Annotated in this window: 21 protein-coding genes; 11 read left to right on the top strand and 10 right to left on the bottom strand. The window is 60.2% G+C overall.

Annotated elements, in window-relative coordinates; genetic code table 11:
• Position 1: 1 nt before the first annotated feature.
• Positions 2-253: a DUF1127 domain-containing protein gene (locus tag AO388_RS04635; protein ID WP_058416119.1), complete on the bottom strand. Its 252-nt coding sequence runs from the start codon at positions 251-253 to the stop codon at positions 2-4.
• Positions 254-428: 175 nt separating this feature from the next.
• Between AO388_RS04635 and AO388_RS04630 the strand changes: the two genes are divergently transcribed.
• Both AO388_RS04630 and AO388_RS04625 read left to right on the top strand, forming a co-directional pair.
• Positions 429-1,850, top strand: a complete 1,422-nt coding sequence (locus AO388_RS04630; protein WP_003432187.1) for an aminotransferase-like domain-containing protein — start codon at positions 429-431, stop codon at positions 1,848-1,850.
• Positions 1,851-1,922: 72 nt separating this feature from the next.
• Entirely contained in the window at positions 1,923-3,503 is a 1,581-nt protein-coding gene (locus AO388_RS04625) for a phospholipase D family protein (protein ID WP_003432186.1), read from the top strand.
• Here the strand turns inward: AO388_RS04625 and AO388_RS04620 are convergent.
• Both AO388_RS04620 and AO388_RS04615 read right to left on the bottom strand, forming a co-directional pair.
• Complete coding sequence (locus AO388_RS04620) at positions 3,500-4,648, bottom strand: MFS transporter (RefSeq protein ID WP_003367465.1); 1,149 nt, start codon at positions 4,646-4,648, stop codon at positions 3,500-3,502. The genes AO388_RS04625 and AO388_RS04620 overlap by 4 nt on opposite strands.
• Positions 4,649-4,930: 282 nt before the next feature.
• Positions 4,931-6,424, bottom strand: coding sequence for an aldehyde dehydrogenase (locus AO388_RS04615; protein WP_044309715.1), 1,494 nt, complete (start codon positions 6,422-6,424; stop codon positions 4,931-4,933).
• 239 nt (positions 6,425-6,663) lie between these two features.
• Here AO388_RS04615 and AO388_RS04610 point away from each other — a divergent pair, with 239 nt between their 5' ends.
• Positions 6,664-7,032, top strand: coding sequence for a cupin domain-containing protein (locus AO388_RS04610; RefSeq protein WP_044309682.1), 369 nt, complete (start codon positions 6,664-6,666; stop codon positions 7,030-7,032).
• Positions 7,033-7,109: 77 nt separating this feature from the next.
• A complete protein-coding gene (locus AO388_RS04605) occupies positions 7,110-7,313 on the top strand; it encodes an I78 family peptidase inhibitor (protein WP_003367470.1) in 204 nt (67 codons plus the stop codon).
• A gap of 164 nt (positions 7,314-7,477) precedes the next feature.
• Here AO388_RS04605 and rpmG read toward each other — a convergent pair whose 3' ends face one another.
• Together rpmG and rpmB are read right to left on the bottom strand one after the other, a co-directional pair.
• Complete coding sequence (rpmG, locus tag AO388_RS04600; RefSeq protein WP_002551515.1) at positions 7,478-7,633, bottom strand: 50S ribosomal protein L33; 156 nt, start codon at positions 7,631-7,633, stop codon at positions 7,478-7,480.
• An 11-nt stretch (positions 7,634-7,644) separates the two neighbouring features.
• Positions 7,645-7,878, bottom strand: a complete 234-nt coding sequence (gene rpmB / locus AO388_RS04595) for a 50S ribosomal protein L28 (protein WP_002551514.1) — start codon at positions 7,876-7,878, stop codon at positions 7,645-7,647.
• 364 nt (positions 7,879-8,242) lie between these two features.
• Between rpmB and AO388_RS04590 the strand changes: the two genes are divergently transcribed.
• Positions 8,243-9,829 carry an ABC transporter substrate-binding protein gene (locus AO388_RS04590; RefSeq protein WP_044309681.1) on the top strand — a complete coding sequence of 529 codons (1,587 nt, stop codon included), beginning with the start codon at positions 8,243-8,245 and terminating at the stop codon, positions 9,827-9,829.
• A gap of 165 nt (positions 9,830-9,994) precedes the next feature.
• Here the strand turns inward: AO388_RS04590 and radC are convergent, their stop codons facing one another.
• The gene (radC, locus tag AO388_RS04585; RefSeq protein WP_003432182.1) at positions 9,995-10,669 is read right to left on the bottom strand and encodes a RadC family protein; all 675 of its coding nucleotides are present in this window, start codon (positions 10,667-10,669) and stop codon (positions 9,995-9,997) included.
• Between the two features lie 135 nt (positions 10,670-10,804).
• On the opposite strand from radC, the gene coaBC reads away from it, so the two are divergent.
• Genes coaBC through argB form a run of 4 tightly spaced genes read left to right on the top strand, consistent with a single transcriptional unit; the run spans position 10,805 to position 16,046 of the window.
• Positions 10,805-12,013: a bifunctional phosphopantothenoylcysteine decarboxylase/phosphopantothenate--cysteine ligase CoaBC gene (coaBC, locus tag AO388_RS04580; protein ID WP_003367473.1), complete on the top strand. Its 1,209-nt coding sequence runs from the start codon at positions 10,805-10,807 to the stop codon at positions 12,011-12,013.
• Positions 12,014-12,019: 6 nt separating this feature from the next.
• Positions 12,020-12,475, top strand: coding sequence for a dUTP diphosphatase (dut, locus tag AO388_RS04575; protein ID WP_003367474.1), 456 nt, complete (start codon positions 12,020-12,022; stop codon positions 12,473-12,475).
• A gap of 51 nt (positions 12,476-12,526) precedes the next feature.
• A complete protein-coding gene (locus tag AO388_RS30000; RefSeq protein WP_058416118.1) occupies positions 12,527-15,112 on the top strand; it encodes a phosphomannomutase/phosphoglucomutase in 2,586 nt (861 codons plus the stop codon).
• A 28-nt stretch (positions 15,113-15,140) separates the two neighbouring features.
• The gene (argB, locus tag AO388_RS04565; protein WP_058416117.1) at positions 15,141-16,046 is read left to right on the top strand and encodes an acetylglutamate kinase; all 906 of its coding nucleotides are present in this window, start codon (positions 15,141-15,143) and stop codon (positions 16,044-16,046) included.
• A gap of 350 nt (positions 16,047-16,396) precedes the next feature.
• Here the strand turns inward: argB and AO388_RS04560 are convergent, their stop codons facing one another.
• Together AO388_RS04560 and pyrE are read right to left on the bottom strand one after the other, a co-directional pair.
• Entirely contained in the window at positions 16,397-17,029 is a 633-nt protein-coding gene (locus AO388_RS04560) for a hypothetical protein (protein ID WP_003367476.1), read from the bottom strand.
• A 10-nt stretch (positions 17,030-17,039) separates the two neighbouring features.
• Entirely contained in the window at positions 17,040-17,681 is a 642-nt protein-coding gene (gene pyrE, locus AO388_RS04555; RefSeq protein WP_002551506.1) for an orotate phosphoribosyltransferase, read from the bottom strand.
• 82 nt (positions 17,682-17,763) lie between these two features.
• On the opposite strand from pyrE, the gene AO388_RS04550 reads away from it, so the two are divergent.
• Positions 17,764-18,543, top strand: a complete 780-nt coding sequence (locus AO388_RS04550) for an exodeoxyribonuclease III (protein WP_002551505.1) — start codon at positions 17,764-17,766, stop codon at positions 18,541-18,543.
• A gap of 68 nt (positions 18,544-18,611) precedes the next feature.
• Here the strand turns inward: AO388_RS04550 and AO388_RS04545 are convergent, their stop codons facing one another.
• Together AO388_RS04545 and rph are read right to left on the bottom strand one after the other, a co-directional pair.
• A complete protein-coding gene (locus AO388_RS04545) occupies positions 18,612-18,980 on the bottom strand; it encodes a DUF4870 domain-containing protein (RefSeq protein WP_003367477.1) in 369 nt (122 codons plus the stop codon).
• Positions 18,981-19,000: 20 nt separating this feature from the next.
• Positions 19,001-19,723, bottom strand: a complete 723-nt coding sequence (gene rph, locus AO388_RS04540; protein ID WP_058416131.1) for a ribonuclease PH — start codon at positions 19,721-19,723, stop codon at positions 19,001-19,003.
• 313 nt (positions 19,724-20,036) lie between these two features.
• On the opposite strand from rph, the gene AO388_RS04535 reads away from it, so the two are divergent.
• Positions 20,037-20,900 carry a YicC/YloC family endoribonuclease gene (locus AO388_RS04535; protein WP_003432173.1) on the top strand — a complete coding sequence of 288 codons (864 nt, stop codon included), beginning with the start codon at positions 20,037-20,039 and terminating at the stop codon, positions 20,898-20,900.
• The last annotated feature ends 6 nt before the right edge of the window (positions 20,901-20,906 follow it).

The raw sequence follows: 20,906 nt of genomic DNA, 5'->3' as shown, positions 1-20,906 counted from the left end.
CTCAGGGCCTCCAGAACGGCTTCATCGCCTCGACCCGCGCCTGACGGAAATCCAGCCCGATGTCGCGCAACTGGTCGTCCGTCAGTGTCAGCAAGGTACGGCGTGACAACCAGCGATGGCGATACAGTGCCCAGCGCCCCATGCCTGCCAACAGATCGGCCTTGTTCGAGCGGAGCGTTTTGACCGCCGCTGGCCGATACTCATTCAATTCATGGCTGTGAAGCGCAAGGCGCACATCGCTGAACCCGTTCATGTCCTGCTCCCTCATCCTGGGTGGGTGTGGGTTCATGATGAAGCGAACAGCAAAACCAATACAGATTCAAAAGTCCTTTATATTTTCCATACAGAAGATTCAAAAACGCCACTGAATGCTATATTTTCCGCCAATCTGTATTGCTTTACCGCATTCGACTTTCTGAGAGTACGCCATGACGCTCTACGTCAACCTCGCCGAACTGCTCGGCTCGCGCATCGAAAACGGCTTCTATCGCCCCGGCGACCGCCTGCCCTCGGTGCGCGCGTTGAGCGTCGAACATGGCGTCAGCCTGAGTACCGTGCAGCAGGCGTACCGGGTGCTGGAAGACAATGGCCTGGCCGCGCCGAAACCCAAGTCCGGCTATTTCGTCTCGGTCAGCCGAAAAGCCCCTGCGCTGCCAGCGGTCGGCAGGCCTGTGCAGCGGCCTGTGGATATCTCTCAATGGGATCAGGTACTGGACCTGATTCGCGTGGCACCTCTTGAAGCCGTCACGCAACTGGGGCGCGGCATGCCCGATGTCACCAGCCCGACCCTGAAACCGCTGATGCGCGCGCTGAGTCAGTTGAGTCGCCATCAGGACATGCCGGGCCTGTATTACGACAACATCTACGGCGTGCGCAGGCTGCGCGAGCAGATTGCCAGGCTGATGCTCGACTCGGGCTGCAACCTGACCGCCAATGACCTGATCGTCACCAATGGCTGTCATGAAGCGCTGTCAGCGAGTGTCCGGGCCATCTGCTCGCCGGGGGACATCGTGGCGGTGGACTCGCCAAGCTTCTTCGGCGCCATGCAAACGCTCAAGGGCGTGGGCATGAAAGCCATGGAAATCCCTACCGACCCGTTGACCGGCATCAGCCTCGAAGCACTGGAACTGGCGCTGGAACAATGGCCGATCAAGGTCATTCAGCTGACGCCCAACTGCAACAACCCGCTGGGTTATGTCATGCCTGAAGCACGCAAGCGGGCACTGCTGACCCTGGCGCAGCGCTTCGACGTGGCGATCATCGAAGATGATGTGTATGGAGACCTGGCCTACAACTACCCTCGCCCGCGCACCATCAAATCCTTCGACGAGGACGGTCGCGTGCTGTTGTGCAGTTCGTTTTCCAAGACCCTGGCGCCCGGGCTGCGAATCGGCTGGGTAGCGCCGGGCCGCTATCTGGAGCAGGTGCTGCACATGAAATACATCGGCACCGGCTCGACCGCCCCGCAGCCACAATTGGCCATCGCCGACTTCATCGAAGGCGGCCATTACGAGCCACATGTGCGGCGCATGCGTAGCCAATATCAGCGCAGTCGCGACCAGATGATCGACTGGGTGATGCGCTACTTCCCTGAAGGCACCCGCGCCAGCCGGCCACAAGGCGGCTTCATGCTGTGGGTGGAACTGGCCGAAGGCTTCGACACCCTGCGCCTGAACCGCGCCTTGCTGGGCAAGGGTGTGCAGATCGCTGTGGGCAGTATCTTTTCGGCATCGGGCAAGTACCGCAACTGCATGCGCATGAACTTCGCGACCAAACCCAACCGCGAAATCGAGAGCGCTGTGCGTATCGTGGGCGAGACAATTGCACTACTGAATGCGCAAACTGACTGATGCGGGCAAATCTTTCCCGGTTTTGCGGGTCATATCGCCAAGTCGAGCCATGTCCAGACGCGGAAGATCAATTTGAATAACTCATGGGCCTTGCCCTTTTGCTTGCTGGTTGCGTTATGCGTCAGCGGTTGCGCGCATCAACAGGTCGCCAGTGAGCCAAGCCAGGCCATGCCGTCTTCAGGCTCCGCGTTCGGCCGTTCGATCCAGGCCATGGCCATGCCCCACGAGGGACGTTCTGGCTTTCGTCTGTTGCCTGACAGCAGTGACGCTTTCAAGGCTCGCGCCGAACTGATCCGCAATGCCAAAAGCAGCCTTGATCTGCAGTATTACATCGTCCACGACGGCCTGAGCACGCGCGCCCTGATCGATGAACTGCTCAAGGCGGCAGACCGTGGCGTACGCGTGCGTATCCTGCTGGACGACACCACCAGCGACGGTCTGGATCAGGCCATCGCCACCCTGGCCGCTCACCCGAACATTCAGATTCGCCTGTTCAACCCGCAAAACCTGGGGCGCGAGACCGGCATCACCCGCAGCCTCGGGCGCCTGATGAACCTGTCGCGCCAGCACCGGCGCATGCACAACAAGCTATGGCTGGCCGACAGCAGCGTGGCCATCGTCGGCGGGCGCAACCTGGGCGATGAATACTTCGATGCCGAGCCGAACCTGAATTTCACCGATATCGACATGCTCAGCGTGGGGCCGGTGGCCGAGCAGCTCGGCCACAGCTTCGACCAGTACTGGAACAGCACACTCAGCAAGCCTATCGATGAGTTCATCTATTTCCGGCCAGACGGAGAGGATCTGGCCGAGGCCCGGCGCAAGCTGGACGATTCTCTGGAGCAGGCGCACCAGCAGCACAAGGCGCTGTATGAGCGATTGATGGCCTACAAGACCCAGCCGCGCATGAAAACCTGGCTCAACGAGCTGGTCTGGGCGTACAACCAGGCGCTGTGGGATGCACCGACCAAGGTACTGGCGCAGGGCGAGCCTGATCCGCACCTGCTGCTGACCACGCAACTGGCGCCTGAACTGCTGAACACGCACAAGGAACTGATGCTGATCTCGGCCTACTTTGTGCCGGGCCAGGAAGGCTTGCTGTACCTGACCGGGCGGGCCGATGCCGGTGTCAATGTCAGCCTGCTGACCAACTCCCTGGAAGCCACCGACGTGCCTGCCGTGCATGGCGGCTATGCGCCGTACCGCAAGGCACTGCTGGAGCATGGCGTGAAGCTCTTCGAGCTGCGCCGACAGCCTGGCGATACCGAGACGATGCGCGGCAGCGGTCCGCATCTGTTCAAGAAAAGCCATTCTCTGGTCAGTTCCGAATCGAGCCTGCACAGCAAGGCGATGATCTTTGATCGGCAGAAGGTCTTTGTCGGCTCATTCAACTTCGATCCGCGCTCTGTGCTGTGGAATACCGAAGTGGGCGTATTGGTCGACAGCCCGCAACTGGCCGAACAACTGCGCGAACTGACCTTGCAGGGCATGGCCCCGTCGCTCACCTACGAAGCGCGGCTGGAGGACGGCAAAGTGGTGTGGGTGACCGAAGACAACGGGCAGATCCACACCCTGTATACCGAACCGGGCGACTGGTGGCGGCGTTTCAATGCGTGGATGAGCCGCGCCATCGGCCTGGAAAGAATGCTTTAAGCGGGCGCAGCCTGCGCATCGCCGAACGCGCCGCGTCGCCGGATCAGTATCAGCAGGCCCAAGGCACCTGCAGCCATCATCAGCGGCAAGGCCTCACCGCTGACCCACTGGCTGCCCGCGCCGGCTATCAAAGGGCCGAGCAGGCAGCCGATGCCCCACAGTTGAGCGACATGCGCGTTGGCGCGGACCAGCGAATCATCGCGATAGCGTTCGCCGATCAGAATCAGCGACAGGGTAAACAGCCCACCGGCACTGGCACCGAAGACGGTCCACAGCGGCCAGATCAGAACAGTGTCGATCAGCAATGGCACCAGCAGACTGGACGCCAGCAGCAAGGCGGCACAGCCGGTGAACATCGCGCGACGTGAAATGCGGTCGGCGAGCATGCCGATCGGCAGTTGCAGCAGCGCGTCACCGACCACCACCACGCTGACCATGATCAGGGCGATTTCCGGGGTGAAGCCGTGGCGTATGCAGTAAAGCGGCAACAGGGTGAGGATCAGCGCTTCGAACGCAGCAAACAGGGCGACCGCCCAGGCGATGGCAGGCATGCCGCGACAGAAGCCGGACAGGTCGGCAAACGTCACGTTGCAGGATTCGGTCGACGGCGCACCGGTGCGCCCCAGCAGCAGAAACGGTGAGCCGACCAGCAGCGCCACGCCAATCCAGAAACCGTAGTCGGCCTCGGTGCCGATCACGCCCAGCAGCAGCGGACCTGCCAGTTGGCTCAATGCGTAGGTGCTGCCATACAGCGCCACCAGACGCCCGCGCAGGCGCTCGATGACCAGCTGATTGATCCAGCTTTCACCCAGCACGAAGACGATGGTCAGAATGACCCCGAGGGTCAGGCGCAAGACCAGCCAGATCCAGTAATACGGTAGCAGCGCCAGCGCACCGACCGAAAACGCCCCGGCCCACAGACACAGGCGCATCAGATTGGCCGTGCCGAAGCGCGCCGCCAGACGACTGGCCAGCGCCGCGCCGAGCAGCACGCCCACCGCAGGCATCGCCGCCATGATGCCAATGGCGAACGAGCCATAGCCCCAGCCTGCCAGCCGCAATGAAACCAGCGGCATGCTGACGCCCATTGCCAGACCAACGCCCAGCACGGACGCCAGCACAGCAAAATAAGTACCCCAACGCATTTTCAAGCTCCTGCCTGCCCTCACTGCACAATCAAGACCGGACGCAGAGCGTCCAGAACGGCATGCGACGCGGAGCGTCGCACGATAGTTAAGGTTATCGTTCCTCACGCTCCAGCGTGGGAATGCCGTGCGTGACGCTCCGCGTCACAAATCTGCGCCGCGCCGCAAACGCAAGCCAGGACGCGGAGCGTCCANTCTGCGCCACGCCGCAAACGCGAGACCGGACGCGGAGCGTCCCAGAACTACACGCCCACGCAGAGCCTGGGAGCGATAGGCAAATGACTAAAGCTTGATCCAGGTCGCCTTTAGTTCGGTGTATTTGTCGAACGCATGCAGCGACTTGTCACGACCGTTGCCCGACTGCTTGAAGCCGCCGAACGGTGCGGTCATGTCGCCGCCGTCGTACTGGTTGACCCATACACTGCCTGCGCGCAAAGCCTTGGCGGTCAGATGTGCCTTGGAGATGTTCGCGGTCCATACGGCAGCCGCCAGGCCATACTGCGTGTCGTTGGCGATCTGAATCGCCTCTTCGGCAGTATCGAACGTCAGCACCGAAAGCACCGGACCAAAGATTTCTTCCTGAGCGATTTTCATCGCGTTGTTCACACCGTCGAAAATGGTCGGCTCGACATAGGTGCCGCCGGTCTCCTGCAGAATGCGCTTGCCGCCCGCAACCAGCTTGGCACCATCGGAGTGCCCCGCCTCGATGTAGGACAACACGGTATTCATCTGCTGGGTATCGACCAGCGCGCCCACGGTGGTCGCAGGGTCCAGCGGGTTGCCGGGCTTCCAGGCGCTCAGCGCCTCGATCACCATCGGCAGAAAGCGATCCTTGATGGAACGCTCGACCAGCAAGCGTGAACCGGCGGTGCAGACTTCGCCCTGGTTGAAGGCAATCGCGCTGGCGGCGGCGCTGGCGGCGGCCTGCAGATCAGGCGCGTCGGCGAAGACGATATTCGGGCTCTTGCCGCCGGCTTCCAGCCACACGCGCTTCATGTTCGATTCGCCCGCATAGATCATCAGCTGCTTGGCGATTTTGGTCGAGCCGGTGAAGACCACGGTGTCCACGTCCATATGCAGGGCAAGCGCCTTGCCGACGGTGTGGCCATAGCCAGGCAGCACGTTGAGTACGCCCGCAGGAATACCCGCCTCAATGGCCAGTTGTGCGATACGAATGGCCGTCAGCGGAGATTTTTCCGATGGCTTGAGGATGACCGAGTTGCCAGTGGACAGCGCAGGGCCCAGCTTCCAGCAGGCCATCATCAGCGGAAAATTCCACGGCACGATGGCGGCCACGACACCCACCGGCTCGCGCGTTACCAGACCCAGTTGGTCATGAGGCGTTGCCGCGACTTCGTCATACAGTTTATCGATGGCCTCGCCGCTCCAGCTCAGGGCTCTGGCGGCACCGGGAATGTCGACGCCGAACGAGTCGCCAATCGGCTTGCCCATGTCCAGGGTTTCAAGCAAAGCCAGTTCTTCGGCATTGTGCTTGAGCAGCTCGGCGAAACGGATCATCGTTTCCTTGCGCTTGGCCGGAGCCAGTCGCGACCAGGCACCGGAGTTGAAGGCGCTGCGCGCACTGTCGACCGCGCGTTGTGCGTCAGCGGTATCGCAGCTGGCAACCTTGGCAAGCATCCGGCCATCGACCGGGCTGATGCAGTCAAACGTCTCGCCGGAGGAGGCTGCGGTGTATTCACCTTGAATGAAGGCACGGCCTTCGATCTTCAAATTCTGGGCGCGTTGCTCCCAGTCAGCACGAGTCAGGGTGGTCATTTGCATGTCCTCCTCTTGTTGAATGTGGGTGTGTCATGGTTGATTAAAGACACAATCTGAAATTTTTCAGGACGGCCGTTACCCTAAACCAGCGGCCCGACAAAACCAATATATTTGACATAAATAGCCGCTACGGTGCCTTTATGTTGATTTTATTAAACAGCTCAGCACGCGCGCCGAGGCACTAACGCACTGCACGCACGTCAAACCTTCAACGCATTCAGGACAAGGGCCCCCTCATGAGCATCGAAAGCATCGTCGACTTCAGTGAAGCCAGCACCGCCGCCGAGCACTATCGCCCTGCACCGGAAAAGGTCTTCAAGGGCGATCCGGCACAAACCCTCTACAACCACTACAACAGCCCCTGCGGACAGATGAGCGCGGGCGTCTGGAATGGCGAGCCCGGGCAGTGGCAGGTGAGTTACTCGGAGCATGAGTATTGCGAGATTGTGCAGGGCGTTTCAGTCCTGCGCGACGAGCAGGGCAACGCGAAAACCCTGCGCGCAGGCGACCGCTTTGTGATTCCGGCCGGTTTCAAGGGCACCTGGGAGGTGCTGGAAACATGCCGCAAGATTTATGTGGTGTTTGAGGCGGCTCCAGATAAATAAGTACCGCATCACATCGGGTTTTCTGGAGGATTCTGAGCGCGTCCAGTGAGGACATTCACTCAAAAAGGATTTTGAAAATGACCAACGAAGTTATCGCCCAAGCGCTTCAGTACCTTGTAGGCAGCCGCTATGTGCCTACCGTCAAAGCCTATATCAGCGAAATTACCGGTCTTCAGAAGGTGATCGGCCCTGGCGACATCACGACCCAGGACCTCAACCCGAACCGTCTGTACGTCAATGTCGACAAGGACGGTCTGGTGGCCGGCTTCAGCTTCGGCTGATCAGGCGACCGTACCTTCGTCGCCCGACAGCAGCTTCACATGCTTGAAACGCCCGGCGCATCGCGTCGGGCGTTTTGCTGCCTGGATACTGCTGGCAGCTACGCCAGGAACGCAGGCACAAAAAAACCCGCCAAGGCGGGTTTTTTTGTAGCCGACAGAATCAATTACTTGATTTTGCCTTCTTTGTAGATCACGTGCTTGCGTACAACCGGATCGAATTTTTTGATTTCGATTTTATCCGGGGTAGTACGTTTGTTCTTGTCGGTGGTGTAGAAATGGCCTGTACCAGCGCTCGACACCAAACGGATCAATTCACGCATGATTTTCTCCCTTAAATTTTGCCGTCGCGACGCAGTTCAGCGAGCACAACTTCAATGCCACGCTTGTCGATGATACGCATGCCTTTAGCAGATACGCGCAGACGAACAAAACGCTTCTCGCCTTCAACCCAGAAGCGGTGATGCTGCAGGTTTGGCAGGAAACGACGACGGGTTTTGTTGTTTGCGTGGGAAATGTTATTCCCAGTCACCGGACCCTTACCGGTAACTTGACATACTCTCGACATGCCTCAGCCCTCTAAAACCACATGCCCAACCCGGCATGGGTTGGCCGCTTAATCTCTCAGTCATTTGGCGCCAGGCGCCGCGTTTCTTTAAGGGTCTTACCGGCTACACCTACAGTGAAGGAACCGGGCCCCTAGAAAAGAGCGCTGCTTTATACCAGAAAGCCTTTGGCACAACAACAGGCAAAGCACTTTGCCCCGAATGATCACGCCTCGCGCAGCGGCATGCTCAAGCACTGCGGGGGCACAGGCAAATCGACCGCTCGTCGCGCCGAGACGATTGTTCTGCGCCAGTACATGGTCTAGGGTTAGTCCCTCACCAGACTGCGCCGGCAGATGGGGCCCTTTCTGAACAGGAAATAACGCCATGCGCCTAGCTGCACTCCCATTTCTACTCGTTCCACTCCTGCTTCCCGTCGCTGCCCAGGCATCGAACCTTGTGGTCTGCACCGAAGCCAGCCCCGAGGGCTTCGACGTTGTACAGTACAACTCGCTGACCACCACCAACGCATCGGCCGACGTGCTGATGAACCGCCTTGTGGACTTCGATGCCAAGAGCGGCAAGCTGGTGCCGAGCCTGGCAGAAAGCTGGACCGTGTCCAAAGACGGCCTGACTTACGACTTCAAGCTGCGCGCCGGAGTGAAATTCCACACCACTGACTATTTCAAGCCGACTCGCGAGCTGAGCGCGGATGACGTGCTGTTCAGCTTCCAGCGCATGCTCGACCCGCAGAACCCGTGGCACAAGATCGCCCAGAGCGGTTTTCCGCATGCGCAATCCATGCAGTTGCCCGCGCTGATCAAGAGTATCGAAGCGCCCGATGCACACACCGTGCGCTTTACGCTCAACCATGCGGACTCGACCTTCCTGGCCACGCTGAGCATGGGTTTCGCCTCGATCTATTCAGCCGAATATACCGCGCAGCTGTTGAAGGCGGGCACGCCGGAAAAACTCAACAGCCAGCCGATCGGCACCGGGCCGTTCGTGTTCAAGCGCTTCCAGAAAGACGCCGCGGTGCGCTATGAGGCGTTCGACGATTACTTCGCCGGCAAGTCTGATATCGACACGCTGGTGTATGCCATCACGCCGGACGCCAATGTGCGCCTGCAGAAAATCCGTCAGGACGAATGCCAGATAGCGCTCTCGCCCAAGCCTCTGGATATTCAGGCAGCCAGCAAGGACGACTCGCTCAAGGTCGAGAAGACTGAAGCGTTCATGACCGCGTTTGTCGCGATCAACAGCCAGCACCCGCCGTTCGACAAGCCGGAAGTTCGCCAGGCCATCAACCTGGCGTTCGACAAGGATAATTACCTGAAAGCCGTGTTCGAAGGCACCGCTGAAAAAGCCAATGGTCCTTATCCGCCCAATACCTGGAGTTACGCCAAGGACCTGCCTGGCTATCAGCACGATGTTGCCAAGGCCAAGGCGCTGTTGGCCAAGGCCGGTGTAAAGGAAGGCTTCAAGACCACTATCTGGACGCGACCTTCCGGGAGCCTGCTGAACCCGAACCCGAGCCTGGGCGCTCAATTGTTGCAGGCTGACTTGAAGCAGGTCGGCATTGATGCCGAGATCAAGATCATTGAGTGGGGCGAACTGATTCGCCGCGCCAAGGCTGGCGAGCATGACCTGCTGTTCATGGGCTGGGCAGGCGACAATGGCGACCCGGATAACTTCCTGACCCCGCAGTTCTCGTGTGCAGCCGTGCAGTCGGGCACCAATTTCGCCCGTTATTGCGACAAGACACTGGACAAGCTGATCGCAGACGGTAAATCAGTCAGTGACCAGGCCGAACGCAGCAAGCTGTATCACCAGGCCCAGCAGCAGATTCAACAGCAGGCACTGTGGATCCCCCTCGCCCATCCGACGGCTGCAGCCCTGGTACGCAAGGACGTCACTGGCTATCAGGTCAGCCCGTTCGGCAGGCAGGATTTCTATAAAGTGCAGGTCAAGTAAGGCCCCTGGCTGACCTGAGGCTCTCTGGGTGACGTCGTGCCAATGCCTGCATTGGCACGACCCTCTGGAGACCGGACGCAGAGCGTCCAGAACGGCATTACCACGCAGAGCGTGGGAGCGATAATCCGGGTGCCCGCCCCATCGCGCGCATTGCTCGTCAGCTCTTTACATCAAACCGCGTTCCACCATCGACAGTGGCTCACCGTCTCCCACGATCACGTGGTCAAGCACATGAACATCCACCAGCATCAGCGCTTCCTTGAGGCGCTTGGTCAGGTCGATGTCGGAACGGCTGGGCGTAGTGATACCGGAAGGATGGTTGTGGCAGAGGATCAGACTCGCAGCGTTATGCGCCATCGCTCGTTTTACCACCTGGCGCGGGTGCACGTAGGACGCGTTGATCGTCCCGCGAAACAATATCTCGAAGGTCATGACCCGGTGTTTGTTATCGAGAAACAGGCAGCCGAAGACTTCGTGCGGCTCATGCCGCAGGAGGGCCTTGAGATAGCTGCGAACCTGGGTCGGATTTTCCAGCGCTGACTCACGGCGCAAGGACTCGGCCATATGCCGACGCGCCATTTCCATGACCGCCTGCAACTGAGCGAACTTGGCGGGCCCAAGCCCCAGTTGCGAGGTGAATGCCGACAGATCCGCATCCAGTAACGGTCTGAGCCCGTCAAATTGATTCAGCAGATGACGCGCAAGGTCTACGGCGCTTTTTCCAGCCACGCCGGTGCGTAAAAAGATAGCCAGCAACTCGGCGTCGGAAAGGCTTGCCGCCCCCAACTCCAACAAGCGTTCCCGGGGGCGTTCAGCCGCGGGCCAACTGCGAATACTCATAGCACCTCCATGTGATTGGGCACCGCTGTTCCGGTGCGGTCGCTGTGCTATCTTAGCCCATCTTTTTTGCACGACGATCTGGCCTGGGGAGGCGTCATGGCCGTTGTGTGTTCACTTGACCAAAAAGGCAGGTCTATGCAGCGGCTGTATCGAAAACGCATCGTTCTTGGCGTCGGCGGCGGCATCGCGGCCTACAAGGGCGCTGAGCTGGTCCGCCGCCTGCGCGATCAGGGCGCTGAAGTGCGTGTAGTCATGACCCGGGGCGGTGCAGAGTTCATCACCCCGCTGACCATGCAGGCCCTGTCCGGGCACCCGGTGCACCTGGACCTTCTCGACCCGGCCGCCGAGGCCGCGATGGGCCATATCGAACTGGCCAAGTGGGCCGATCTGATCCTCATCGCACCGGCCACCGCCGACCTCATCGCGCGCCTGGCGCAAGGCATCGCCAACGACCTGCTGACCACCATCGTGCTGGCCACCGACGCGACCGTCGCCATTGCCCCGGCGATGAACCAGGCAATGTGGCGTGACGCCTCGGTGCAGGCCAATACCCGTCTGCTCGAAGAACGCGATTTTCGTGTGTTCGGGCCGGCGTCCGGCAGTCAGGCGTGTGGCGATGTCGGCTTCGGGCGCATGCTGGAGGCCGACGACCTGGCCCAGTGCGCGGCCGACTGCTTCCAGCGCCTGACGCTGACCGGCAAGCATGTGCTGATCACCGCAGGCCCGACCCAGGAAAACATCGACCCGGTGCGCTACATCACCAACCACAGCTCGGGAAAAATGGGCTTTGCTCTGGCCGAAGCGGCTGTGGAGGCCGGCGCTCGCGTCACGTTGATCACCGGGCCGGTCAACCTGCCTACGCCTGATCGCGTCTCGCGCATCGATGTGGTCAGCGCCCGCGACATGCTGGCAGCGTGCGAGGCGGCCATTCCCTGCGACCTGTTCATCGCTTCTGCAGCCGTGGCTGACTACCGTCCGGAAGTCGTTGCCCCGCACAAATTGAAGAAAGATCCTTCGAACGGTGACGGCTTGCTGCTGCAGATGGTGCGCAATCCGGATATTCTGGCGACCATCGCAACCCGCCCTGATCGCCCCTTCAGTGTCGGCTTTGCCGCCGAGACCGAACACCTGCTCGACTACGCTGCCCGCAAGCTCAAGGACAAGAACCTGGACCTGATTGTCGCCAACGATGTCGCCAACCCGAGCATCGGCTTCAACAGTGAAGAGAACGCTTGCAGCGTGATTGACCGGGCGTTGCACGCAACGCTTTTTGCCCAGACCAGCAAGGCCAAGATTGCCCGCCAGCTGGTCACTTTTATCGCCGACCGCATGAATCAGGTTTAACTACGAATGCACGCTCTACAAGCCAAGATCCTCGACCCTCGCATTGGCAACGAATTCCCGCTGCCGGCCTACGCCACTGTCGGCTCGGCTGGCCTGGACCTGCGCGCCATGCTCAAGGAGGACACGGTCCTCGAACCGGGGCAGACCCTGCTGATCCCTACCGGCCTGTCGATTTACATTGGCGATCCGGGCCTTGCTGCGCTGATCCTGCCGCGCTCCGGCCTGGGCCACAAACACGGCATCGTGCTGGGCAATCTGGTGGGCCTGATCGACTCCGATTATCAGGGCGAACTGATGGTCTCCTGCTGGAACCGCGGCCAGGCTGCCTTCAACATCGCCGTCGGCGAGCGCATCGCCCAATTAGTCCTGGTGCCGGTCGTACAAGCGCATTTCGAGCTGGTTGAAGCGTTCGACGAAAGTCAGCGTGGCGCTGGCGGCTTCGGTCATTCCGGCAGTCATTGATCGCCATTCGGCACATAATCCGGGTTCGGGACAAGACTCAGGGAGAGGTCGGTGAAAGGTAGTCAGCACAGCGCTTCACAGCACGCCATACCCGCCGATAACTCGCCTCCGGCTGCGAGCCTCAAAGGACTCGCGCCTGGCCTGGTGCCTGCCGCCATCGGCCTGCTGATTGCTGCGGCACTGGTCTGGACAGCTCTGGCCACCGGTCCGCAGCAACAGGACCAGCTTGTTCAGGCCTGGGGCGGCAGTCAGGCAGCAGCGGTGGGTCTGGCGCTGCATCAGATCAACGCGGACACCCAGTCGGCAGCCTCCGGTGCAGCGCTTGTGCAGACGCTTCAGAGTAATGACGCCGCTGCCCTGCTGGCCGCTCAGGAGCGATTTACCCGTTGGGACGGCCTTGCAGGCGCTCGGCTGTACTCCAAGGGGCTGGCCGATGTGGACACGCAAGGCGCACTGCCCGTCAGTTTCGCCACCCTGGACATGCTCAACAAGGCCGCACAAGGTGAGACGGTCGCCCCGGAGGCGCGCAAGGTCGGCGAGCGCTGGTTGATCTACAGCGCCGCACCGGTGCGTGCCACTGCCACTCAGCCGGTGATGGGTACGTTGCTGCTGGCCTTTGACCTGCAGCGCTTGCTCAATGCCTTGCCGACGCTGCCTACCGATGCCGGGCAAGTGGTGCTCAGCCAGCAATTCGGCAGCGGGCCTGCTCAGGTTTTCCTGCAGCGCGGTCAGGCCGATGACGGCAAAGCCCAGGCCTTCGATACCGGTTATCCAGGCTGGAAACTCGAGTTCACGCCCGGTCCCGGGCTGAAAACCTCTCCGTCCGTGATGCTTCTGCTGCTGGCATTGATTATCGCTGCAGCGGGTGTGCTGCTTGGCTTGCACCGCAATGAACGGGCCCTGCAGAAGCGTATTTGCGCCGACGCACGGCAACTGGATCAGCTGCTCCAAGAACTCTCACGCGGAAAAGCCGTCAAACCCTTCGGTTTGAGCCTCCCGGCCCTTAGTGGTCTGGCTCAGGCCCTTGCTCGTGTCTCGCTTCGTAGTCAGCCTCAGGCAGTGCCTGTCCTGGCGGCGGGCGAGCAGCGCGATGCAGATATTGCCAAAGGCAGTGCTTCGTCCACCGTGGCTGCATCACGCACCGACTGGACCGATCCGCTGTTTCAAGATACCGATATCCTTGATATCGACCTTCTCGACGAAAACCAGGACTTCCTGAGATCGGAGCATAACCTCGCTATGAACAGCCCAGCATCCGTGGCACCCAACCTTCCCGAGACTATTTTCCGTGCCTACGACATTCGTGGCGTGGTCGGGGACACCCTCAACGCTGAAACGGCTTACTGGATCGGCCGCGCCATTGGCTCTGAAAGCCTGGCGCAGAACGAACCCAACGTCAGCGTTGGCCGCGACGGTCGCCTTTCCGGCCCTGAACTGGTAGAGCAACTGATTCAAGGTCTGCACGACAGCGGCTGCCACGTCAGCGATGTGGGCCTGGTGCCAACGCCTGCGCTGTATTACGCAGCCAACGTGCTGGCCGGCAAGACCGGCGTCATGCTGACCGGCAGCCACAACCCCAAGGACTACAACGGCTTCAAGATCGTCATCGCCGGCGACACCCTCGCCAACGAGCAGATCCAGGCACTGCACGAGCGCATCAAGACCAACAACCTGACGTCGCAGAAAGGCAGCATCACCAAAGTCGACATCCTTGATCGCTACTTCCAGCAGATCAAGAATGACATCGTCATGGCGCGCAAGCTGAAGGTCGTGGTCGACTGCGGCAATGGCGCGGCAGGCGTGATCGCTCCGCAACTGATCGAAGCGCTGGGCTGTGAAGTGATCTCGCTGTTCGCGGAAGTGGACGGCAACTTCCCCAACCATCACCCGGATCCGGGCAAGCTGGAAAACCTGCAGGACCTGATTGCCAAGGTCAAGGAAACCGGTGCCGACCTGGGCCTGGCCTTCGACGGTGACGGCGACCGTGTCGGTGTCGTGACCAACGCGGGCAACGTGGTGTACCCGGACCGCCTGTTGATGCTGTTCGCGCTGGACGTGCTCAAGCGCAATCCGGGTGCCGACATCATTTTCGACGTGAAATGCACACGCCGCCTCACTCCGCTGATCAGCGAACATGGCGGTCGTCCGGTGATGTGGAAAACCGGTCACTCGCTGATCAAAAAAGAAATGAAGAAAAGCGGTGCGCTGCTGGCAGGCGAAATGAGCGGCCACATCTTCTTCAAGGAACGCTGGTTCGGTTTCGATGACGGCATCTACAGCGCAGCACGCCTGCTGGAGATCCTCAGCCAGGAAAAGGCCAATGCCGAAGACCTGTTCGAGACCTTCCCGAACGATATTTCGACGCCTGAAATCAACATCAAGGTGACGGATGTCACCAAGTTCAGCATCATCAAGGCCCTTGAAACGGATGCGCAGTGGGGCGATGCCAAACTGACCACCATCGACGGTGTCCGTGTGGACTATCCGAAGGGCTGGGGTCTGGTTCGTGCTTCCAATACCACGCCGGTACTGGTGCTGCGTTTTGAAGCCGAAACCGAGGCCGAATTGCAGCGTATCAAGGACGTGTTCCACGCAGAACTCAAGAAAGTTGCGCCGGACCTCGACCTGCCATTTTGATTGTTTTTCCTTTTGACTGGAGCCCTGAATGACCCTTGAACGCGATGCCGCCTCTAATGTAGCCAAGGTCCTTTCCGAAGCGCTGCCTTACATTCGCCGCTTTGTCGGCAAGACGCTGGTTATCAAGTACGGCGGCAACGCCATGGAGAGCGAAGAGCTGAAAACCGGCTTTGCGCGCGACATCGTGTTGATGAAGGCGGTGGGCATCAACCCGGTGGTGGTTCACGGCGGCGGGCCGCAGATCGGTGATCTGCTCAAGCGTCTGTCCATCGAGAGCCACTTCATCGACGGCATGCGGGTTACCGATGCGCAAACCATGGATGTCGTGGAGATGGTACTGGGCGGCCAGGTCAACAAGGACATTGTCAACCTGATCAACCGTCACGGCGGCAGCGCGATCGGCCTGACCGGCAAGGACGCTGAGCTGATTCGTGCGAAGAAGCTCAGCGTCACGCGCCAGACGCCGGAAATGACCAAGCCCGAAATCATCGACATCGGTCAGGTCGGTGAAGTGGTCGGGGTCAACACCGGGCTGCTCAACATGCTGGTCAAAGGGGATTTCATTCCGGTCATCGCGCCTATCGGCGTGGGCCCGGACGGCGAGTCGTACAACATCAACGCCGACCTGGTCGCAGGCAAGGTTGCCGAAGCCCTCAAGGCCGAGAAGCTGATTCTGCTGACCAACATCGCCGGCCTGATGAACAAGCAGGGCGAAGTCCTGACCGGACTGACCACCGAGCAGGTCGACGGCCTGATCGCCGACGGCACCATCTACGGCGGCATGCTGCCGAAGATTCGTTGCGCGCTGGAAGCGGTTCAGGGCGGCGTCAACAGCTCGCACATCATTGACGGTCGAGTGCCCAACGCGGTCTTGCTGGAGATCTTCACCGACAGCGGTGTAGGTACTCAGATCACCAACCGCAAGCGGCACTGATTCAGACGCAACACAAAAAGGCCCCGTGAGCTAACCCTCACGGGGCCTTTTTGTTGGCTGATGATCGAGAACACTATTGTGTCCATGCTCCGCGCTCAGCGTTATACACAAGTCTGCTCTTGATTCTGGCCGCAGGCCGTGGGAGCGAGCTTGCTCGCGAAGAGGCCAGTAGAGCCCCTGAAAATGGGGCGTCTGAACCCTGCTATTCGTGAGCCATGCGGATCGCCGCCCGGTCACTCTCACGCACTTAGGTCAGAAGCCCGAAAGTCACGTTTCCCGGGCTCTTCAAGACTTATGTATAACATTGAGTGCTCCGCGCGGGCACGCCGCTCTGGACGCTCTGCGTCCGGTCATTGAGTCAGGCGCTGGACGCGGGCGCGGTCGACGGCGAAGTCTGCTTCGGCCTTTACGCGTGCGGCCTGATACCCGGCGATGTCGGCTTGCAGTTTCTGCTGCTGATCGCGCAAGTCGTTCAGTTGATCGACAAGTGCCTGCTGGACCGGTCGTCCTGCGCGCTCAAGGTCGGCGGCCTGGCCTTGCAGACTGCGCTGCTGCGCCGCCAGCCCCTGAATGTTGCCCTGGGCAACGCCAACCAGCGCGTCCAGCTCGGCCAGTTTGCGGGCCTTCATGCGGTCCACTTCAGCGACGCTGCTGTACAGGCTCAGCAGTTGTGCATCGGCGGCGGCCTGGCGTTTGTCTGCCTCGGACTGGCGAATCTGCTCGGCCGTTGGCGCAGGCGGTACGACCTGAACCACCCGACCACGACTGTTGAGCACTTCATAGCCTTTGGCAACGTAGTCGGGCGGCACGCCTTGCGTGTCGATCACCGTCACCCCGCGGCTGTCGACGTAGCGATAAAGCCGTGGCTCAGGTGCGTCGGCCGCTTGGGCGAGCATGGGCGCAAGCATGACCACAGCCAGCAAGGCCCGAAAACCGCTCAGCGCGCCTGAAACCGATCGCCAAGACCTGCCGCCGACTGCCATAGGCACGTCCTCAGATTCCGAATTGCGCGCGATAGGCTTCGACAGCAGGCAGATGCTGCTTGAGTTGCGGATCGTCGGCTAGGAACTCGAGCACCTGATTCAGCGACACGATACTCACCACCGGAATCCCGAAGTCACGCTCGACTTCCTGAATCGCCGACAGCTCGCCATTGCCACGCTCCTGACGATTGAGCGCGATCAGCACGCCCGCAGCTGTCGCGTCCTGGTCCTTGATGATCTGCATGACCTCACGGATCGCAGTGCCCGCAGTGATCACGTCGTCGATGATCAGCACGTTACCGGTCAGCGGGGAACCCACCAGACTGCCGCCTTCGCCGTGCGCCTTGGCTTCCTTGCGGTTGAAACACCACGGCAGATCACGGTCATGATGCTCGGCCAGCGCCACAGCAGTGGCCGATGCGAGCGGAATGCCCTTGTAGGCCGGACCGAAAAGAACGTCGAAGGCAATACCGCTTTCAACCACGGCTGCCGCGTAGAAACGCCCCAGCTGTGCCAGTGCGGAGCCGGTGTTGAACAGACCCGCATTGAAGAAGTACGGGCTGGTGCGCCCGGACTTGAGAGTGAACTCACCGAAGCGCAGAACACCGCGATCGATGGCAAAACGAATGAAATCGCGTTGATACGCTTGCATGAAAAAAGCTCCGAATACCACGGATTTAGCTAATTAGGTAGAGCTCGGGTATCATACACGCACGTGATTTTTGGGGCCATTTATGCGGATCATCAGTGTGAACGTAAATGGCATTCAGGCTGCGGTCGAGCGTGGTTTGCTCAGCTGGCTGCAAGCTCAGAATGCCGACGTCATCTGCTTACAGGACACCCGCGCCTCCACCTTTGAACTGGACGATCCAGCCTTTCAGCTGGATGGCTACTTCCTCTATGCCTGCGAAGCCGAGGTTCCCGCTCAGGGTGGTGTGGCGCTGTATTCGCGGTTGCAGCCGAAGGCGGTAATCAGCGGCCTCGGCTTCGAGACAGCCGACCGCTACGGGCGCTACCTGCAAGCAGATTTCGACAAGGTCAGTATCGCTACCCTGCTCTTTCCGTCGGGGATGAATGGCGATGAAGACCTGAATCAGAAATTCAAGCTCATGGACGATTTCGGCAAGTACATGGACAAGCAGCGCCGCAAGCGTCGCGAATACATCTACTGCGGATCGCTCTATGTGGCGCAGCAGAAGCTCGATATCAAAAACTGGCGCGACAGCCAGCAGTCGCCGGGCTTTCTCGCGCCCGAGCGCGCCTGGATGGACGAGATCGTCGGCACCATGGGCTACGTCGATGCCCTGCGTGAAGTCAGCCGTGAAGGTGACCAGTACAGCTGGTGGCCGGACAACGAGCAGGCCGAGATGCTGAATCTGGGTTGGCGCTTCGATTATCAGATCCTGACCCCAGGCCTGCGCCGCTTCGTGCGCAGCGCCCGTTTGCCACGCCAGCCGCGCTTCTCGCAGCACGCGCCGCTGATCGTGGATTACGACTGGACCCTGACTATCTGATAGCCAGGCAGACAGCGAACACGAAAAAGCCGACTTGAAGTCGGCTTTTTGCGTTGCCTGAAGTGATGCTACTTGATCAGGCGCAAGGTGAACGGATAGCGATAATCGACGCCGTCATTGGCTTTTATCCCGGCAATGATCGCAAGCACTGCGGCTCCGATCCCCACCAGCGTCAGTAACGCAAAGCCGATGATCAGCAGCACCAGCAACATGCTGACGGTGGCCGCAATGGCGACCGTGATCTGAAAGTTCAGCGCTTCCTTGCCTTGCGCGTCGATAAACGGATCGGCATCTTTCTTCAACTGCCAGATAATCAGCGGGCCCAGCAGATTGCCGAACGGAAACATCAGCCCGGCAAACGCCGACAAGTGACAGAACATCGCCCACTGGCGAGCGCTTTGCGGTGGTTTGCTGAACGGTTGCAAGCTGTCACTCATTATCGGACCCCTTCTGGCTATCAGTCGGCCAACGCGGCGCGCTGCAATTCAAACAGCTCGGTCATGCCTTTTTGCGCCAGCGCCAGCATCGCGTTCAGCTCTTCAGGCTGGAATGGCGCGCCTTCGGCAGTGCCCTGAACTTCAATGAAACCGCCTGCACTGGTCATGACCACGTTCAGGTCGGTTTCGGCAGCCGAGTCTTCGAGGTAGTCCAGGTCGAGCACTGGCTCACCCTGATACATGCCGACCGAAACGGCCGCGATCATCTGCTTGAGCGGGTCGCCGCCTTTCAGGCCGCCGCGCTTCTTGATCATCTTCAGCGCATCCGCCAGAGCAACCATCGCACCGGTAATAGAAGCCGTACGAGTGCCGCCATCTGCCTGAATGACATCGCAATCGACGTACAGGGTAACGTCGCCCAGCTTGGACATGTCCAGCGCAGCGCGCAGCGAACGACCGATCAGGCGCTGGATTTCGAGTGTACGACCACCCTGCTTGCCGCGGCTGGCTTCACGCTGATTACGCTCGCCGGTAGCGCGTGGCAGCATGCCGTATTCGGCAGTCAGCCAACCCTGGCCCTGCCCTTTGAGAAAGCGTGGTACGCCGTTTTCGACGCTGACGGTGCAAATCACCTTGGTATCACCAAACTCGACCAGTACAGAACCCTCGGCGTGTTTGGTGTAGTTGCGGGTGATGCGGATCGAGCGGAGCTGATCGGCGGCGCGACCACTTGGACGTTTCATCTGGGATACCTGTACTGAGACGGAAAACTGCTGGGCATTATAGAGGTCACAGCTGCCGCTGGGCATCTCTAAAAGCCGCCAATGCCGATCCAGCGACAATTGAAGGCCCTGGACCAAGGCTTTCGACGCGCAGATGTCGGTTAAAACAACGCCTTGCGTCACTTGTCACACTGTCGGATTGGGAGCCTGCGCCGCACTGCGCTACAATCCTGCGCCTCTACAGCCAGCTGGCTTTCACGACGCCCATGACCGCCACTTCTGCGCGCTCATGAACCGAACCACGCTTTTGAAAGCGAACCAAGAGGTATTTCCCATGGTGCACAGTATGACTGCCTTTGCCCGAGTAGAGCGGGCCGGTGCCCAGGGCACACTGAGCTGGGAACTGCGCTCGGTCAACCACCGCTATCTTGAGCCGCACCTGCGCCTGCCGGAGTCGTTCCGCGATCTGGAAGGCGCGATTCGCGAAGCATTGCGTCAGGGCCTGTCGCGCGGCAAGGTCGAGTGCACACTGCGCTTTGTCGAGGAAACCGCCGGCAAGCCGCTGCAGGTGGATCTTGAACGCGCAGGCCAATTGATCGCCGCAGCCGAGTCGGTTGCCGGCTTGATCAAACAGCCTGCTGCATTGAACCCGCTCGAGGTGTTGGCATGGCCGGGCGTGCTGGTCGCCGATGCCAACGATCCGCAGGTGTTGAACACCGAGGCCCTGAAGCTGTTCAATGATGCGCTGACCGAATTGAAACGCGGCCGCGGGCGCGAAGGTGCAGACCTGGCGCGGCTGCTCGACGAGCGCTTGTCTTCCATCGTCGAAGAAGTCGCCACCTTGCGCACGCTGGTGCCACAGATGCTCGCAACCCAGCGTCAGAAGGTGCTGGATCGCTTTGCCGACATGAAAGCCGAACTCGACCCTCAGCGTCTGGAGCAGGAAATGGTCCTGCTGGCACAGAAAAGCGACGTCGCCGAAGAACTGGACCGCCTCAGCACACACGTCACCGAAGTGCGTCGCGTACTCAAGGCTGGCGGCCAGGCAGGACGCCGCCTTGATTTCCTGATGCAAGAGCTTAACCGCGAAGCTAATACACTGGGCTCCAAGGCCTTTGACCCACGCAGCACGCAGGCCGCCGTCAACCTTAAAGTGTTGATCGAGCAGATGCGTGAGCAAGTGCAGAATATTGAGTAAGGCTGA

Origin of the sequence: Pseudomonas sp. ICMP 10191, from assembly GCF_001467335.1 — a bacterium.
Lineage (GTDB): Bacteria > Pseudomonadota > Gammaproteobacteria > Pseudomonadales > Pseudomonadaceae > Aquipseudomonas > Aquipseudomonas cerasi.
Note: the sequence above shows the minus strand (reverse complement) of the source record. Positions and strands in the feature narration are given on the sequence as shown.